Origin of the sequence: Spartinivicinus ruber, from assembly GCF_011009015.1 — a bacterium.
Taxonomy (GTDB): Bacteria; Pseudomonadota; Gammaproteobacteria; order Pseudomonadales; family Zooshikellaceae; genus Spartinivicinus; species Spartinivicinus ruber.
In genome coordinates, this window is the sequence record NZ_CP048878.1 from 6,269,053 (window position 1) to 6,285,619 (window position 16,567).

16 protein-coding genes are annotated in these 16,567 nt (G+C 36.9%); 6 read left to right on the forward strand and 10 right to left on the reverse strand.

Annotation, left to right across the window (positions count from 1 at the left end):
- Positions 1 to 62: 62 nt before the first annotated feature.
- The 7 genes from G4Y78_RS28260 to G4Y78_RS28290 all read right to left on the reverse strand — a co-directional run bounded on the left by G4Y78_RS28260 (position 63) and on the right by G4Y78_RS28290 (position 6,808).
- Positions 63 to 932, reverse strand: coding sequence for a hypothetical protein (locus G4Y78_RS28260; protein WP_163836271.1), 870 nt, complete (start codon positions 930 to 932; stop codon positions 63 to 65).
- A 141-nt stretch (positions 933 to 1,073) separates the two neighbouring features.
- Positions 1,074 to 1,523, reverse strand: coding sequence for a hypothetical protein (locus G4Y78_RS28265; RefSeq protein ID WP_163836272.1), 450 nt, complete (start codon positions 1,521 to 1,523; stop codon positions 1,074 to 1,076).
- Positions 1,524 to 1,751: 228 nt separating this feature from the next.
- Positions 1,752 to 2,813 (reverse strand): succinylglutamate desuccinylase/aspartoacylase family protein, encoded by a 1,062-nt coding sequence (locus tag G4Y78_RS28270; protein WP_163836273.1) that lies wholly within the window; start codon positions 2,811 to 2,813, stop codon positions 1,752 to 1,754.
- Positions 2,814 to 2,830: 17 nt separating this feature from the next.
- A complete protein-coding gene (gene rimK / locus G4Y78_RS28275; protein WP_163836274.1) occupies positions 2,831 to 3,736 on the reverse strand; it encodes a 30S ribosomal protein S6--L-glutamate ligase in 906 nt (301 codons plus the stop codon).
- Positions 3,737 to 3,744: 8 nt separating this feature from the next.
- Positions 3,745 to 4,206, reverse strand: coding sequence for an ATP-dependent zinc protease family protein (locus G4Y78_RS28280; RefSeq protein ID WP_163836275.1), 462 nt, complete (start codon positions 4,204 to 4,206; stop codon positions 3,745 to 3,747).
- A 16-nt stretch (positions 4,207 to 4,222) separates the two neighbouring features.
- A complete protein-coding gene (locus tag G4Y78_RS28285; protein WP_163836276.1) occupies positions 4,223 to 5,137 on the reverse strand; it encodes a mechanosensitive ion channel family protein in 915 nt (304 codons plus the stop codon).
- A 249-nt stretch (positions 5,138 to 5,386) separates the two neighbouring features.
- Positions 5,387 to 6,808 carry an aminotransferase-like domain-containing protein gene (locus G4Y78_RS28290; RefSeq protein ID WP_163836277.1) on the reverse strand — a complete coding sequence of 474 codons (1,422 nt, stop codon included), beginning with the start codon at positions 6,806 to 6,808 and terminating at the stop codon, positions 5,387 to 5,389.
- 104 nt (positions 6,809 to 6,912) lie between these two features.
- On the opposite strand from G4Y78_RS28290, the gene G4Y78_RS28295 reads away from it, so the two are divergent.
- A complete protein-coding gene (locus G4Y78_RS28295) occupies positions 6,913 to 7,809 on the forward strand; it encodes an EamA family transporter (RefSeq protein WP_163836278.1) in 897 nt (298 codons plus the stop codon).
- Between the two features lie 33 nt (positions 7,810 to 7,842).
- Here G4Y78_RS28295 and G4Y78_RS28300 read toward each other — a convergent pair whose 3' ends face one another.
- Entirely contained in the window at positions 7,843 to 9,279 is a 1,437-nt protein-coding gene (locus tag G4Y78_RS28300; protein ID WP_163836279.1) for an aminotransferase-like domain-containing protein, read from the reverse strand.
- A 197-nt stretch (positions 9,280 to 9,476) separates the two neighbouring features.
- Between G4Y78_RS28300 and G4Y78_RS28305 the strand changes: the two genes are divergently transcribed.
- From G4Y78_RS28305 to G4Y78_RS28320, 4 genes are all read left to right on the forward strand, one after another.
- Positions 9,477 to 9,647, forward strand: a complete 171-nt coding sequence (locus tag G4Y78_RS28305) for a DUF1127 domain-containing protein (protein WP_163836280.1) — start codon at positions 9,477 to 9,479, stop codon at positions 9,645 to 9,647.
- Between the two features lie 64 nt (positions 9,648 to 9,711).
- Positions 9,712 to 10,323, forward strand: coding sequence for a LysE family translocator (locus G4Y78_RS28310; protein ID WP_163836281.1), 612 nt, complete (start codon positions 9,712 to 9,714; stop codon positions 10,321 to 10,323).
- Positions 10,324 to 10,810: 487 nt separating this feature from the next.
- The gene (locus G4Y78_RS28315) at positions 10,811 to 12,130 is read left to right on the forward strand and encodes an MBOAT family O-acyltransferase (protein ID WP_222937607.1); all 1,320 of its coding nucleotides are present in this window, start codon (positions 10,811 to 10,813) and stop codon (positions 12,128 to 12,130) included.
- 15 nt (positions 12,131 to 12,145) lie between these two features.
- Positions 12,146 to 13,267 carry a hypothetical protein gene (locus G4Y78_RS28320; RefSeq protein WP_163836283.1) on the forward strand — a complete coding sequence of 374 codons (1,122 nt, stop codon included), beginning with the start codon at positions 12,146 to 12,148 and terminating at the stop codon, positions 13,265 to 13,267.
- Between the two features lie 284 nt (positions 13,268 to 13,551).
- On the opposite strand, the gene G4Y78_RS28325 is transcribed toward G4Y78_RS28320, so the two are convergent.
- Entirely contained in the window at positions 13,552 to 13,830 is a 279-nt protein-coding gene (locus tag G4Y78_RS28325) for a hypothetical protein (RefSeq protein ID WP_163836284.1), read from the reverse strand.
- Between the two features lie 331 nt (positions 13,831 to 14,161).
- Here G4Y78_RS28325 and G4Y78_RS28330 point away from each other — a divergent pair, with 331 nt between their 5' ends.
- A complete protein-coding gene (locus tag G4Y78_RS28330; protein WP_163836285.1) occupies positions 14,162 to 14,803 on the forward strand; it encodes a hypothetical protein in 642 nt (213 codons plus the stop codon).
- A 26-nt stretch (positions 14,804 to 14,829) separates the two neighbouring features.
- On the opposite strand, the gene G4Y78_RS28335 is transcribed toward G4Y78_RS28330, so the two are convergent.
- The gene (locus G4Y78_RS28335; RefSeq protein WP_163836286.1) at positions 14,830 to 16,383 is read right to left on the reverse strand and encodes a methyl-accepting chemotaxis protein; all 1,554 of its coding nucleotides are present in this window, start codon (positions 16,381 to 16,383) and stop codon (positions 14,830 to 14,832) included.
- Between the last annotated feature and the right edge of the window lie 184 nt (positions 16,384 to 16,567).

Sequence of the window (16,567 nt, forward strand, 5' to 3'; positions counted from 1 at the left end):
CAAGTTTGCCAGGTAGTTATCTTATTTACTTGAGATACATATAAATACCTGGCAAATTTATTTCAGTTGGATGCTACTCTCACTATATCAACACCTGCTTTTGCTAAAGCACTGATCAATGCTTTGCGATACTTATTAACAAACTCTCCTAAAAAGTCTTTTTCAGCATTATCTTGAATCAGGTAAGCCTGAAATTCGTCAATAATAATATAGTCTTCAGTATTGTATGCTTTACCTAATATTGTCTTAATCTTCTTTTTATCTATCTCAGTAATTTGATTGTGCCAAAAATCATCTACTACTTTTTTGTAGTTAGGTGTTAGAAGATACTGGGCATGAAATATCTCATGACTTGCTACAGATGCTTGAGATTTAGTGCTTTGAACAGATAGACCAATTACATAAAAATTTTCTTTTTTTACTTGTATTGATGGGGTATCTATGAATGCCTCTTTGAATGCTTGTTCTTTTTGGTTTAGCTTAATTGAAGAGCTTTCTTTAACCTGATTGTAGAACTCTATAATGGTTTTACCTGGCATATTATGGCCGGCAACTATTTTTTTATAGTTTTTTAGTTTCCAGTCGTCTTCTTTTAACAGGGTGCCTCGTTTCATACCTTTACCTGCGCCCATAAATATGCCAATTCGAGTAAAAGCATTGTTTAAATCAGCTTGATAAAAAGCTACACAAATATAAGCACCAGATATTTCAGTTATAGCACTACATTCCATGTACTGATCCATGCTTGAAGTGTCCTTATCTATATTAGTGAGTATTTTTATTGCAACAGATCGTTTTACTTTAGCTAGGAGTGCGGCAACCCCATTACTTTTAGCAGAAATTGGGTCGTTAGAAAGAGTGACTTGTGCTTGGATTGTATGGCCAAAAATAATTAATATACTAGCTAATGAACTTAAAAAAAATATTTTCACTAACAAATTCCTATTAAAATTAAACAAATATAGATGTAACTCTGAGTAGCAATATTAACATATATGGAATAGTAAAATAGATAAAAACTAAGTTTCTATAGCTGTTACGTAGTTAACTGGCAAGATAGCTATAAAATGTTATTAGGTAAGGTCTTTTTTAACTTGATGAATGCGTTCGGCTAAAATCTGGTTTTGGTCCATTTCATTAAACTCTATACGGCTACCATCACAAACACCATCATACTGTTTTATTTTGTTTAGAAAAACTTCTATTATATTGACTAGTTTATCGTAAGTGATCTTATCAAGGTGGTCTAAATCTGCTAATGCTTCGGTTGCTTTTTCGATAACGTCAGGCAATGCTTCCAACAAGTTTTGTGCTGTAGGCTCTTGATCAATTTGGTCTCTTTCTTTTAGCCAATGTCGTAAGGAGAAAATTTCATCCTCTGTTAACCTGGCAGCTACATGTGGTGCAACTTCCTGTAAGTGACTATCGAATGAAACGACAATCTCTTCAGTTATTGTGTTGGTTTTATGATTTGTATGTGTACGAATACAATGAATGCTAGCGCCTTCTAATTTGAAGTGCATAATTGCCTCCTTTCTTAAAATTATACCTTATAACTTTGTGATATACATCATTGGGTGTTGTAATGACTGCGATACTGATAAACCATAATTAAGTGCATTTACAATACTCAAAAAATTTAAAACAGGTATAAATATCAAGAAGGTATAACTAATAAATTTTAATAGCAAAACCAATTAAATTTACAGGCTGCTTGTTTTTGCGTCCTCTAAAAACTTTAGAAGACTCTATTATAGTATAGGTCCATCAGCTGGCTTATGGGGTGCAGTAGAAGGTGTTGCTGGTTCCAGTTTCTCTTGAAAGTCTTCTACCAAGTTTACCACTGCATCTACCCTATGGTCGTAGTAAGCTAAGTGAAATAGAGCATCTCCTTCATGAACTAATGGTAGATTTGTGCGACCGATAACTACGCCTTCTTGTGATGCAATGACTTTTGATTCGACCACTCCTAATGGGTCGGCTATTACACCTAATACACTACCTTTTTCTGCTTTGGCTCCTAAGGGAACTAAGACTCTTAGAATTCCGCTGGAAGGTGCACGTATCCAGGATGTGTTATCGGAAACGATAGGCTGTTTAGGGAGCTCTTTGGCTTTTAGTCTTGGCAGCATACGTAATTGTCGCATAACACTTAAAATTCCTTTAACTCCTCCACGGATACACACTTCATTAAAACGAAGTGCTTCACCTGCTTCATACAATAAAATTGGTATGCCTGCATCACCGCCAGTAGCACGTAGAGAACCATCACGAATTTTGGAGTTGATAATAGCTGGCACACCAAAGGCATGAGCTAACTCTCTAACCTCATCTGTACTCAAATCAGCACGTATTTGTGGCAAGTTTTCCCGGTGTCTTGAGCCAGTATGTAGGTCAATACCATGAGTACATTTGGAAACTACTTCTTTAAGAAAGGTGTTTGCCATTCGGGCAGCAAGTGATCCCTTGCTGCTGCCAGGAAAGCTTCTATTTAGGTCACGGCCGTCGGGTAAATATCGTGAATGGGTAATAAAACCATGTACATTCACTATAGGAATAGCGATTATGGTACCGCTAATTCTTTGCATTTGTTTTTGTTTAAGTAGTCGACGGATAATTTCAACACCATTGATTTCATCACCGTGAATAGCCGCACTGATAAACAAAGATGGGCCAGCACTTTTTCCATGTATAACATGAGCGGTCATTTGTACGTTGTTGTGAGTAACCATTGCTACTAGAGGAATATCAATGGTTTTTTGTTCGCCAGGCTTAATGGTAACGCCGCTAATTACAATGGGTTTATTTTTCATCTCTACTTACAGCTACTTTATCCTTTACCGCGGGTGCGGGTTTGATTAGGCTTAGCATTTTCTTCGATAAATTCAATAATAGCCCCAGCTACATCTTTATTAGTAGCTTTTTCTATTCCTTCTAAACCTGGTGATGAGTTAACCTCCATAACTAAAGGTCCTCGGCTTGAACGTAAAATATCGACACCAGATACTTTAAGTCCTAATGTTTGTGCTGCATTGATTGCAGTTTTCCGCTCAGTGGGAGTTAGTTTCGTTAGGTTGGCTATTCCTCCTCGGTGTAAATTTGATCGAAATTCTCCAGCTTGAGCCGTTCGCTCCATTGCTGCTACTACTTTAGAGCCAATTACAAAACATCTCACATCACTACCACCAGCTTCTTTAATAAATTCTTGGACCAAGAAGTTTGCATCTAATTCCCGAAAGGCATCAATAACACTTTCTGCAGCTTTGGCGGTTTCTGCCAATACGACTCCTCTTCCTTGAGTACCTTCAAGTAGTTTTATCACAAGCGGAGCGCCACCAACTAGTTTTATCAGATCTTTGGTATTATCAAGATGGTTAGCAAAACCTGTAATAGGCATGCCAACCCCTTTTCTAGACAACAGCTGTAGTGCTCTTAGCTTATCCCTTGATCTTCCTAATGCAACAGACTCTGTAAGACAATAAACCCCCATCATTTCAAACTGTCGTATTACAGCAGTACCATAGCTTGTAATTGAGGCACCAATTCTAGGAATAACAGCATCATATCCTTCTAACTTTTCACCCTTATACCAAACAGCAGGCTTAGTTGAAGTGATGTCCATATAGCACTTAAGGCAGTCGATAGTTGTTACTTCGTGGCCTCGTTGTTTGGCTGCTTCCACTAGTCGTTTAGTTGAGTACAGTCTTCTGTTTCTTGATAAAATACCAATTTTCATGGTGTACTTTATTCCTTATCCATATCATCAGTACCAAGTCCTGGCCCTAATAAAAAGGATTTAACTGGATCAACGACAAAACGGTTGTTTAGTGCATTACGCCCTAGCAGCATGCGAAATCGCATCGAGTCTCTATTGGTAAGTGTTAATTCGGAATCAAATTTTTGAGTACCTGCTATAAGTGTAGTAATAATGACATAACGTTGTTCTAAGTGGCCACCAGAGTCTGTAACATTACGTTGATCAACTAACCTAGCATGACATTCGACTGAAGTATCTGTATTAAGCTGAATAGGGTGAATACCAAATTTAACCCAGGTTTCTCCGTCTTTTTCATATGGGTTAATATAATATGCATGTAAGGCGCAGGTTTTTGCGCCAGTATCTACTTTGGCTTTAATATGGTTAATATTTAGGGCTGGTAAGCTGATCCATTCTCGCCAGCCAATAGTGATTTTGTTTGCATCCATTTCTTTACCTAACTGGTTATGGCACAGTTTCTTCCTTTCTTATATCTATAGCTGTATTGTCAGCATCTTCTACTTTCTTATATTTTTTTTCTTTTTTGTCTTTTTCTCTTAAATTTTCATTGGCTTCATACCAGTGGTGCATGAAGGCTTCAATGACTTGCTGTTCAACTTTAACTGCTTCCTGAGTAGGGCAAAAAAAGGAAACAGAGAAAACGTTTTTACCTACATTGTTAGTGGTTACTCGCACACTTGGTTCTGGTCCTGGTATATTTACCCCCATACGACTACCAATTAAACTGTTGTATCTTGCAGCAACCTCTTCAAAAGGTGTACAGTATTCTTGAATCTTTTCTAAAATAAATGCTTTTGCAGTAAAAACATCCACAAGATCTGAATCTCGCACTATCGAAAATGAGTGGGTGACATAACGACGCATATAATTCAAATTTGTAAGTGTATGTGAGGTGAATTGGTTGTTGGGTATTATTAGTGTTTTACCTGTATAGCCATAACTAGCACCTGCCAAGTCAATTTCTAATAACGTCGTACTTAACCAGTCGCTCTTAACAACCTCACCACAGTATGCACCTACCTCTATCCAGTCACCTACAGAAAAGGTGCGAGCACTAGCATTGTATAGTGATCCAAAAAAGCTTTGAATAAACTCCCGGGTAGCGAAGACCAGTGCAACAGCAAAAGTAGCGATAGATAAGGCAATAAGCCGTAGCTCTGATATCCAAATAACAATTAAGCTGATACCAATCAATAAGTTGGCTGTGTTCTTTGCTGTGTTGATCCATCTTCTAGGAAATCCATCCTCGTCTAAAGGACGTTGCCGTAAGTGTCTTATAACTAACCAGCGAAGTATTAAAATAATGGCAATAACAACAACTGATGCAATAAGTTTGTTTTCTGTAAAGAAACTGTTCATATTTGGAATTAAATTTTTGTTGCAAAATTATTAGTCTATAGTTTAAATATACTTGTACTGAGTACTAAAGGTTAACATAAAAGTTTTATTATGGCTTTAGTGTTAAAAAAACTTTAAATTATAGAGAACATTTTTTTGCCTTGGTGACAATATTTATCACCTATTGGAAGTTACTGATACAATCAATTTAATCTTAAAAAATATACTTTTAACTGTTTATACGCAGAATTTTTCGATAGTTGTTCTATCTCATTCACACTGTTGTATAACTAAATTACATAGCTTTTTTAACTCATCTCTTCTATTATCAACTTGCTCTTTTTGAGTATTGGCATTACTACTTAAACTAATTGGCCACCCAGTATTTATTCGAAAACAGTCGTTATACAAGTTACGGCTACTAAACTCTTTACCAGGTCTGAAAAATATCCCCTGTTCTTTAGCTGTGTTAAACAGTTTTTGACTATTTAATTTGGGAACTTGAATCCAAATAACCATTCCACCTAAAGCTGTACTTAATCTGGCTGTTGTTGGTAAATGCTGCTGCAGAAATTGATAATAATCCCTAGCCTGTTGAGCTAATGTTAAACGTAATTTATTTAAATGTTTTAAGTAAAGACCGGAGTTAATAAACTCATGAAGTGTATTTTGAACGGGCTGGCTTACTCCATAAAACTTAACTTGTCGTTGAGCCAAATATTGGTTAAAAAATCTACCAGGTTCACACCAGCCAATGCGGTAGCTTGGTGATAGTGTTTTAGATACAGATCCACACCATAATACCCAGCCTTTTTTATCCCAATGTTTGATTGGTAAAGGGTTATTTTTTGTGTAACTTAATTCTAGAAAAACATCATCTTCTATAATGGCAACTTGGTATTGAGTTGCTAGTTTGGCCAACACCTGTTTTTGTTGAACGGTTAAAACCAACCCTTGTGGATTAATATGATTAGAGCTCATCAAGCAGGCTTTTATTGTACCTGTTTTCATATGGTGTTCTAATTGATCAAGATCTAACTCTCCATTATGACTTGGTATTTCCACCACCATTCTTTGTAAATTGGCGAGTAACTCCAATAAACCATTAAAACAGGGAGAGGTTATGGCAATAGCATCCCCTACTTTGGTGGTTACTTCAATAGCGGTACATACTGCATCAATACAGCCGTTAGTGATTACTATACTTTCTGAAATAGGGAAATAATGTTGACTAAAATGCTGTGAAAGGCTTCTGATCAGTTTTGGGTTGCCTTGGGCCTGGGGGTAAAGATTAATTCCATTATCACTACGGCAATTGGCCCTTTTAAAACACCTGTTTAATAGTTCTAAGGGGATAAGTTCTGGTGCCAGTTGTGACGCATAAAATGGTGCATCTCGCTCACCCATGGAAAATCGCGGTAGTCTAGGCTTGGTGATCATCGCTTCAAATTTAGGGTACAGTGGTAATCGTTGCTCCCCCCAGGGGAGTGAAGTATAAAAGCCAGACTGAGGTTTAGATTGAAGCCAACCTTGTTCTTGTAGTAGGTAATAGCAGTTTAAGGCAGTGGTTTTGCTCACCTGGTGTTGGTCTTTAAATTGGCGGATTGATGGCATTTTTGCCCCTACTTTTAGCTTACCTGACTGGATGCTGTCGATTACTGAATCAGCCAGTGCTTTGTATAAGGCCACCATAACTGTACCCTCAAAAAACATAAAAATTATATCTGTCCATTTTGTTACCCATCGGCATACTTGTCAAACATGATCGAGATTGATCAAGTTTTGAGGTATGAAATATGACAACCAAACATTTATTGCTTGCGATTGCTGTAACTTGCTTATGGGGGTTTAACTTTTCTGTTATTAAGCTAGGTGTAGAGGCTATGGATCCACTCATTCTTGCCGGGTTTAGGTTTACCTTTGCTGCAATACCAGCCGTATTCTTTATTAAAAGACCTAATGTGAAATTAAAAGTGTTGATAAGCTATGGATTACTATTTGGTGTTGGAGTTTGGGGACTAATGAATTTAGCAATTTATTCTGGTGTATCGGCAGGCATGGCAGGTTTGATTTTGGAGTTTACTGTATTTATCAGTGTAATATTTGGAGTGGTCTTTCTGAAAGAAAAGTTGAGTAAGGTTGGAATAGTCGGTTTATTATTTGCTTTTGTTGGTCTTGGCCTTATCTTAACTATAGAAGATGGATCTGTTACGTTAATAGGCTTAATTTTAGGATTGTTGGCAGCAGTGTCCTGGAGCTGTATTAGTTTAATTATAAGAAAATCCCAGATTAAGCAAATGTTTGCCTTTATTGTGTGGTCTTGCTTATTTGCGCCATTACCATTGTTTGCATTGGCTTTTTTAATTAATGATCAGAATGTATTTAATGAAATACAGTCAATAGATGAACTAGGCGTTTTTTCTATTTTATTTCAATCGTTCATTACAACGTTATTAGGCTATTGGGTATGGAATAGGCTAATGACTATCTACCCTATGTCTGCTATTGCTCCTCTTAATTTATTAGTACCCATTTTTGGTTTAATTGGGTCTGCGTTATTTTATAATGAATTAGTCAGTTTAAATAAAGTGTTAGCTTGTATTGTTATTACTGTAGGGGTAATGATTCCGATGGGTGTGGCTTGGTACCAAACGGCCTTGGGGAATCTCGCCAAGACGCGTGTATCAAAATAGTATGATAGCAACAAACAGTGCCTAATAGATTAGTTACTGTTTGTTTTCAGATTCGTCTAACATTTTAAAAACTTCTTCCCCTAGCTTTTTTATAGCTGTTTCTTGGCGAGCTGAAGGCTCACCACTGTAATTAACCCGAATACAGTTGCGGTATTTGCCTGTAGCTGAAAATAATATGCCTGGGGCTACTTGCACATTTTGTAACACTAATCGCCTGTTTAGCTCTACTGAATCTATTTCTTCAGGTAGCTCTATCCATAGTAGAAAACTCCCCTGCGGATAGCTTGTGCAAATATTCTCTGGCAAATAACGTTTCAGCCAATCCAACATCACATCACGGGATTGCTTATAATGCTGGCGTACTTTACGTAAGTGACGTTCATAACCCCCTTGGGCCATAAAGTCTGCTAAAGCAAGTTGTGGTAATGTGGTAGTGCAGCCACTAGAGGCATATTTAGTATGGGTCATCAGGTCACAATAACGGCCAGGTGCCACCCAGCCCAGCCTAAAGCCTGGTGCAATTGTTTTGGAAAATGAACTACACAACACTACACGTCCATCTTTATCATATGATTTCACTGTGCGAGATCGGGTGGAGCTATAAGCAAGATCGCCGAAAATATCATCTTCAATAATGGCAATATCATAGCGTTGGGCAAGCTTATACAATTGTTCTTTCCTATCGTCTGGCATGGTATAGCCAAGCGGGTTGTTACAACTGGGGGTGACTTGAACCACAGTAATTGGCCATTGTTCCAGGGCAAGCTCTAATGCTTCGAGGCTAATTCCTGTTTCTGGATGAGTGGGAATTTCCAGTGCTTTTAACTGAAGTGATCGAAGGGTTTGCATAGTGCCGTAATAGCTGGGGGAGTCGACAGCAACCACATCACCTGGTTTGGTCGTTACCCGAATACTGAGTGATAGCGCCTCCTGACCACCATTAGTGACTATGATGTCATCTGGATGTAACTGACAGCCGGAATGCATCATTTGACGAGCAATTTGAACTCTTAGCTGTTTGAGGCCATTTATTTGTTCATAGTCAATACCAAAATGGTTTGCATCCCGACTCATATTGGCCATGGTCTTTAGTAATGGATTGAGTGTTGCTGAATGGAAGTCAGGAATTGCTCTACCTAGGAAGATCCAGTCTTTGCTACAAAAGGTATGGCTGGTTAGTAAATCTAATACTTGATTCCACTGGCAAACATCAATGGGGCGTTGAACTGGGCGGCTAGTCTCAGGAAGTTTTGGGGGAGTATTTTTCTGACAAACATAGTAGCCAGATTTCGGACGCGCCTCAGCAGAGCCCTGTTCCTCAAGCAGCCGGTAAGCTTCCTGAATGGTTGAAATGCTAACTCCCTGCTCTTTGCTCAAGTCTCTAATGGAAGGGAGCTTGGAGCCCGCAGGATAATAACCCTGACTGATAAGTTGCGTAAGTTTCTCGGCAATCCTCTCATAGAGTTTCATGACACATTTCCATTACAGATAATTTTGTCAGTACAGTTTAGAGGCAATATTACCAGCACAGAGTTTTATTTTCACTAACTGTAATGGTTATATAATATGATTTTGCATCTGTAATGCTTATTAGGAAAGCCGTATCATTTTTCTCGTGATCACCAAGATATTTCTATTTACCCAGTCATCGACACGAGAAGAGCGACATGGCCGTATATGAGTTCTTTTACCACCTCTCTAAATATTTGAGTTGCTGGCATCAACGTTCGAGTACTCGCAGACAACTTTTAAGGTTAGAAAATCATGAATTAAAAGATGTAGGTATTTCCCCTAATGAAGCATTAGCCGAGTGCAATAAGCCTTTTTGGGAGAAATAATTCCCCCTGCGAGTTATACACTTTATTGCAAATAAGTTTTTAACCAGTAAAGGAAGGGAAGTAGATGGTTTTTTTTGTTAGCTGGTTAGCAGTAATGTTTCCTTTAGCATTTAGTCCTGGCCCTGCTAATGTTGTTTTTGCAGCAAATGGCGCTAATGTTGGAGTTAGAAAGTCATTACCATTATTGTTAGGCGTAGACTTTATTTTTTTAATAAAATCTATTTTAGTTGGTGTAGGCTTTGGCTCTACTCTAGCACTATATCCACAGAGTTTATTGTATTTGCAGGTTATTGGCTCACTCTATATTTTTTGGTTAGCAATCAAATTTATCAAGCCTGTAAACAAATCTTCCTCAACACTAAATAGTAATTTGGGCTTTAAAGATGGTGTGATATTACAGCTAGTTAACTCTAAAGGGTGGCTATTGGTTGCGTTGATGTTTACCTTGTTCACCGACCAGTCAGCTAAAGAGTATGGTGAATATGGTATAGCTATCCTAATAGTCATGTTGGCCCTGTTAAACATTACATCACATTTTATCTGGATATGGATGGGCTCACTTATTATCAAACTAATCAAAAATACCTATTGGGCAAAATATTTAAATGCTGGTTTTGCATTAAGCTTAGTGCTAGTTGGTTTATGGCTTTTGTTTGATGTCTTTTTGAATCGATAGTTATATTCAACGCGAATAGTTTTTAGGCTGTCACTGAACACTATGGATTAATTGAATGATAGCCAGTTCTACTGATCATAATAATTAATGTGACATATTCCCATATTTTGGTGGTATCCTTGAGCAAATCCTACAGGTACCACCTTCTTTTCTTGAATACAGCCACCTTGAAGATTAGTATGCAAACGTAAGCTGTCAACCATCAGTAGAAATTAATGACTCAAGGAATGACGTAGTGCTGTTCAATTCTTTTGAATTCCTCTTTCTGTTTTTGCCTATTACAGTATTCAGTTATTTTTTTATTGTGAGGAAGTTCTCTCTTGAATGTGGTTTAGCTCTACTTGTATTTGCATCTTTATTTTTTTATGGCTTTTGGAATCCTTCATATCTACCATTAATGCTATTTTCGATAGGGTTTAATTTTTTTGTTGGTAAAAAAATAAGTGGATCTTGTAGTAATAAATCATCAATAAAAAAGCCTAAAGGCATGTTAATATTTGGTATTACCATGAACCTGGGTTTATTAGCCTATTTTAAATATGCTAACTTTTTTGTTGAAAATATAAACCTAGTATTGGCCACTCAGTTGAGTATAGCCAATATAGTTTTACCCCTAGCGATTTCTTTTTTTACATTTCAGCAAATTGCATATTTGGTTGATGCTTGGAAAGGAGAAACTAAGGAATATAGTTTTTTACACTATTGTTTGTTTGTTTGCTTTTTTCCACAGCTAATTGCTGGGCCTATTGTCCATCATAAAGAAATGTTGCCACAAATTTTGCGCCCCACAAACTTAAGGCCACAAGCAACAAACTTTGTCATTGGTATTACTATATTTGCTATTGGCTTTTTCAAAAAAACAGTAATAGCTGACAATTTAGCACTTTATGTCAGCCCAGTATTTGATAATACAAATTTAACAGCAAGCATTGATTTTTTTACTGCCTGGGGCAGTGCTTTAGCCTATACATTACAACTATACTTTGATTTTTCAGGTTATTCCGAAATGGCTATTGGGTGTGCTAGGCTATTTGGAGTAAAGCTACCCATCAACTTCTTTTCCCCATATAAGTCAACTAGTATAGTTGAGTTTTGGCGGCGTTGGCATATTACCTTATCTCGATTTCTAAGAGACTATCTTTACATTGCATTGGGGGGTAACCGCCATGGCAAAGTCAGGCGTTATACTAACCTATTACTAACTATGGTACTCGGAGGGCTTTGGCATGGCGCTGGTTGGACATTTGTTATTTGGGGGTGTTTGCATGGCTTCTATTTGGTAGTCAACCATGCCTGGGTTCATCTATTAAAAACATTTAATCTTTCAATAGAAAAGTACAAGCTTTATCAGCTGTTTAGTTGGGCTCTTACACTATTAGCGGTGGTTGTTGGCTGGGTTTACTTTCGTGCACCTAATCTTGAGCAAGCCAATACCATCCTTCTAGCAATGGCTGGAGAATATGGTGCAAACCTGCCTTCAGGTATTTATGCCCAGTTGGGTGGAATGTCTAATTGGTTAGCTGATATGGGGGTTGGAATATCCCAGGGGGGGGGCAAACAACTCGTCTTAAATGCTCTGTGGGTTGTAGTGGCAGCAGCGATTGCGTTGAAAGCTCCAAATGTAGTGGAAATATTTGCATCAAAAGAAAAAGTATCTTGTGATTCAAAAATTCAGTTTCAGCTTTCTTCATTGCATTGGCTTCAATGGGATTACAATAATAGATGGGTAGCTAAAACAGCATTGATGCTGGTTTTTGGTATTCTAACTCTTACTCAGGTTTCTGAATTTTTGTATTTCCAGTTTTAACAGGAAGCAATCAACATGAATGCAAAACAATATTTAAGTAGACTGCTCTGGTCTGGTGGCTGTTTAGCATTAGTGATTGCCATGTTTAACTGGTTTATTGATCCATACCTTATGTTTAGCTCACCCAGAATATCAGGCTTTAATTATTATAAGGCAGATATTAATAATTATGTACGTATTACAAAAGCTTATCAGCCTGTAAGAATGTCAATGGATACGTTAATTGTTGGAAACTCTAGGGTTGAGATGGGCTTTGATCCTAATCACCAGTGCTTTAATAAACATTCAGTTTATAATTTGGCTATTCCAGGTGCTGGTATAAAAATGCAATTGCATTATGCACTGAATCAGATTTATCAAAAAAATATTAAGAAAATATATATAGGTGTCGATTTTACAGATTTCTTAATTGATCAAAAAGATTATGAAAATCAACAAAAAAATATCAATTTGAATATTATAAAAAGGATGAAATATAATGAAAATGGCAAAAAAAATGAAAAGTATCAATGGCAATATTTTATAGATAGTTATCAATCTTTATTAACTTTGAATGCATTGAATAGTAGTTTTAAAACCATTTTGCAACAAAATTCCAATGCCAGTAATCGTAAAGATAATGGCTTTAACCCAGCACAAGACTACTTAACTGTTATCAATGAAGAGGGAGCTATAGCACTATTCTCACAAAAATTACCAGAGCTGTCAGCTCGTCTCAGTCGTCCAAAATACTTGTTTGACTCAGCAGGAAATCGGTCAACTGATTTTGATGAATTAGAAAATTTTATACAAATAGCTAAACAAAAACAAATTTCTGTAAAACTATTTACAAACCCTTTCCATAACGACTATTGGAAGTTAATTAATAAATATAAATTAAACAATAAATATCAGCAGTGGCTAAAAATATTGACTGATATACTAGAAACATCAAAGCATCCAAGGCTAGAATTTTGGGATTTTGCAAGTGATCGTCGATTCAGCAATGAGCAACCAACTAAAACAAAAGGGAAAGCGTTGAAGTGGTTCTGGGAACCATCACATTACCGAAAGTCACTTGGAGACATTATGTTGAATGTTATGAATCAATCAGACTGTAATGCTACTAGCAAACAGTTTGGTAATAAGCTTAAATAACATCATGAATCATTTGTAGGTGAGAAAGTAAATCGATATATACTCACAGCCGAAGTATAATTTAGGCAAGGCTACCAAGCGATAAACCCCTAGGAGAAGTAGCTGCTTTATTTTATATAAAAGCGTTACTGGACGCTTAGATAAACTAGATGATTGTGGTGAAGGCAGTTTATTGCTCCTCGGCAATTGCTCTAATTAGTGGTATCCATACCACCATGCATCGCACCACCCTTGGTGATCAAATGATGGTAAAAAGGAATAAAAATCATTCGCGAAGAGTATAACTACCGATCTGTTGCAGCTAAGGTAACAGCTTGTGCATCAGTAATGTTGGGGTGATTTCCTATTTGAGTTGAACGTTTTTGTTCAAAATAGTTTTCAAGATTAAGATATATTGCTAGTGCGGCACCTATAACAGGAACTAACCAGATAAATAAAATTTGATATAAACGACGTTGTTTAATTTCAAAATAAGTTTTAGCAACTACAAAAGTAGCGTAAACATTACTTATGACAATCAGTGCCAAAATAGCAACAATGAGATAAGTTCCTAAATGCTCCATAAAATACCTCATAATAACCAACATTAATTTATTATTACCCGAATAAATATCAATTGCAAGTTTTTCTGGTTAAATTTCGATCGATTTTAGGGTTATACAAAGATAAATATATTATTCAATTAATATATTTATCAAAATAAGGTTAATTTTTTGTTTACACATAGTGTATAAATACTTGGTATCCTCTATAAGAAAGCGTATCCAAAATACAACAGTTGTGAGTAATTTTGATATTTAATGATGTATTTATCAAAAAAAAGTAATTAAATTAGTGCAATAATTTCTATCGCCTGTTAGTCTCACTATTCTTTTTATAAAGTAAGGAATAACTATGCTGAGAGTTTTTGCATTATCTTCATTTCTAGTATTGTTATCAGCCTGCGGTACTGATGAATCACAATCACCTACTAAAAACCAAGAGAACGCAAATCAAGCAGTACAGCAAGAGCAGCCAGCACAACCAAAGCAGGGAACAGAAAATGAAGGGATAGCGAAACAAGAACAAGCAGAGCCTCAAGTCCAAGCTATATCAGAAGAGCCAGTGTTAGAAGCAGTAGAAGCAGAGCAGACAATGCCTGTTGTAGAAACTGATCAAAAATCACCCACTATTGGAGAAATGCACTGGCCAGGTGCTAATTCCTATTGCACTTTCTTCAAGGAAGGCCATAAGTTTGATTTTGATAATAAAGAAACTTGGAAATTTGTTTTTGTAACAATTTTAGATGATTCTAAAGATACAGCTTACATGCAAATTAATAATAAGCGGGAAAAAATAAAATTGGTAAATGCTACTAAGTCAGAAACTAATGAAAAACGAGTTTATGAAGTAGCTGCTGATAAAAACATTCAGATAGAGGTTGAAATGAATTCTGGAAAATCTGGAGTTGAACATACAAATTACACTGGTGTTATTCGTTTATTAAAACCAATGGGTGGTGATGCAATAAAGTTTTATGGGGATTGTGGGGTTTAATCCCCCTTCCTTATGTTTTGTTAAAACTAGCGTTGAAAACGCTCTACCAAAATATGCAAGTCGCTTGATGCTCCTTTTAAGGATTGAATCCCATCTAGTGTTTCCTGTTCTGTAGCCATAGTTTCTTGAGCAAGTGAAGAAATGTAGTTTACTTGATGATTAATTTCTTCAGATGATTTGGCTTGCTGTTCAACAGATGTTGCCATATGAGCAGAAACTGCTGCTATTTTTGAAAGTGCACTAGTAATTTCTCCAAGCATAGCTTCAGCTTCCATTACGTTATTTAAGCCATTATCAGCATCACTCTGACCTTGTTTGGCAGTTTCAACTGAAGTTTTCGCTTGTGCAGTTAGCCTTTGAATAATGTTATGAATTTCTTGAGTCGAACTTTGGGTTCTCTGTGCAAGCTGACGGACTTCGTCAGCTACAACAGCGAAACCACGCCCCTGCTCACCTGCTCTAGCAGCCTCAATGGCTGCATTCAACGCTAGGAGGTTGGTCTGGTCTGCAATCCCTTCAATCAAGTTAGCAGCATTGGCAATATTTTCTGTTTGAGCTGATAACTCTTCAACTGATAGGCTTATGTCATTCACTTTATTTTGGAGTTGAGCAATGCTTTCCCGTGTTGTAACAGCAATGTTTTTTCCTGATGCGGCATGTTGACTGGCCTCTTCGGTTTGCTGAGCAGTGTCTTGTATATGGGATGATGCTTCACCAATTGCACTTGTCATTTCGTTCATTGCAAGGGCAACAGATTCAGTTTCGGTAAGCTGTTTTTGCATAGCCTGTTGCGAACACTGGGTAGCTTTTAGCGCTTTATCGGCTTGAAGTGCTACATGCTTTGATAGCTCCTCAATACGAGTAATTACTGTATTGAGATGTGCCTTTAAGCTGAGAATTGAAACTTGAATTTGGCCTATTGGACCAGGGTCATTGGCATACACTAATCCAGCAAGTGGGTCTGAAAAACTACCTGTTAATAGTTTGAGTAAAAGTTGGTTGTAGCGTTGTTGTTTCCATCGGTTTAAGCATAAGCTCACAAAAAGTCCTGTTGCACCAGTTATTGCAGCAATAGCCGGTAATTGTAAAATGAGCAGTACAAGTGTAGCCATTATAAATATTAAAGCAGCACCTTCGGCTAGATTTATAAAAGGGCTTAGTTTTAATTTTTTTCCATTATTTATATTTGAATAAATTTTTTCCGCTCTGGTAACTTGTTCTTTGGTGGGACAAGTACGAACAGATTCATAACCAATGATATTTTCTCCTTCAAAAATAGGTGTCACATAAGCATTAACCCAATAATAGTCTCCATTTTTGCAACGATTTTTTACAATACCCATCCATGGTTGACCTGCTTTGAGATACTCCCACATATTTTTAAATGCAGCTGCAGGCATATCTGGGTGACGAATGATATTGTGAGGCTTGCCGATAAGCTCATCCTGACTGAAGCCAGCAACTTGCATGAATACTTCATTGCAATGGGTAATTTGTCCTTTCAAATCTGTAGTAGAAATTAACCGTTGTTCTGGAGAAAAAGACTTTTCTTTACCTGTAACTGGAAGATTTTTTCGCACTCGTCTTTTCCCCTTGTTGTTCACAAAAAACTGGTAGATAGTGGGAGGGGCTTTGTAGATTTATTGTATGAATTAGACATTATTAGCTATTTATTATAGCAGTGTACCTAAAAATAGGTAAATTTTCACATGAGGTTACTAATAACTAAAAGGTTTATTATTGTTAATTTTTTATGTCTAGGAA

Excerpts from the sequence above, each read along its gene's own strand:
- G4Y78_RS28285 (WP_163836276.1), bottom strand. The coding sequence starts at position 5,137 with ATGAACAGTTTCTTTACAGAAAACAAACTTATTGCATCAGTTGTTGTT.
- rimK (WP_163836274.1), bottom strand. The coding sequence starts at position 3,736 with ATGAAAATTGGTATTTTATCAAGAAACAGAAGACTGTACTCAACTAAA.
- G4Y78_RS28265 (WP_163836272.1), bottom strand. The coding sequence starts at position 1,523 with ATGCACTTCAAATTAGAAGGCGCTAGCATTCATTGTATTCGTACACAT.
- G4Y78_RS28270 (WP_163836273.1), bottom strand. The coding sequence starts at position 2,813 with ATGAAAAATAAACCCATTGTAATTAGCGGCGTTACCATTAAGCCTGGC.
- G4Y78_RS28320 (WP_163836283.1), top strand. The coding sequence starts at position 12,146 with ATGAATGCAAAACAATATTTAAGTAGACTGCTCTGGTCTGGTGGCTGT.
- G4Y78_RS28300 (WP_163836279.1), bottom strand. The coding sequence starts at position 9,279 with ATGAAACTCTATGAGAGGATTGCCGAGAAACTTACGCAACTTATCAGT.
- G4Y78_RS28280 (WP_163836275.1), bottom strand. The coding sequence starts at position 4,206 with ATGGATGCAAACAAAATCACTATTGGCTGGCGAGAATGGATCAGCTTA.
- G4Y78_RS28315 (WP_222937607.1), top strand. The coding sequence starts at position 10,811 with ATGTTAATATTTGGTATTACCATGAACCTGGGTTTATTAGCCTATTTT.
- G4Y78_RS28305 (WP_163836280.1), top strand. The coding sequence starts at position 9,477 with ATGGCCGTATATGAGTTCTTTTACCACCTCTCTAAATATTTGAGTTGC.
- G4Y78_RS28310 (WP_163836281.1), top strand. The coding sequence starts at position 9,712 with ATGGTTTTTTTTGTTAGCTGGTTAGCAGTAATGTTTCCTTTAGCATTT.
- G4Y78_RS28290 (WP_163836277.1), bottom strand. The coding sequence starts at position 6,808 with ATGGTGGCCTTATACAAAGCACTGGCTGATTCAGTAATCGACAGCATC.
- G4Y78_RS28330 (WP_163836285.1), top strand. The coding sequence starts at position 14,162 with ATGCTGAGAGTTTTTGCATTATCTTCATTTCTAGTATTGTTATCAGCC.
- G4Y78_RS28295 (WP_163836278.1), top strand. The coding sequence starts at position 6,913 with ATGACAACCAAACATTTATTGCTTGCGATTGCTGTAACTTGCTTATGG.
- G4Y78_RS28325 (WP_163836284.1), bottom strand. The coding sequence starts at position 13,830 with ATGGAGCATTTAGGAACTTATCTCATTGTTGCTATTTTGGCACTGATT.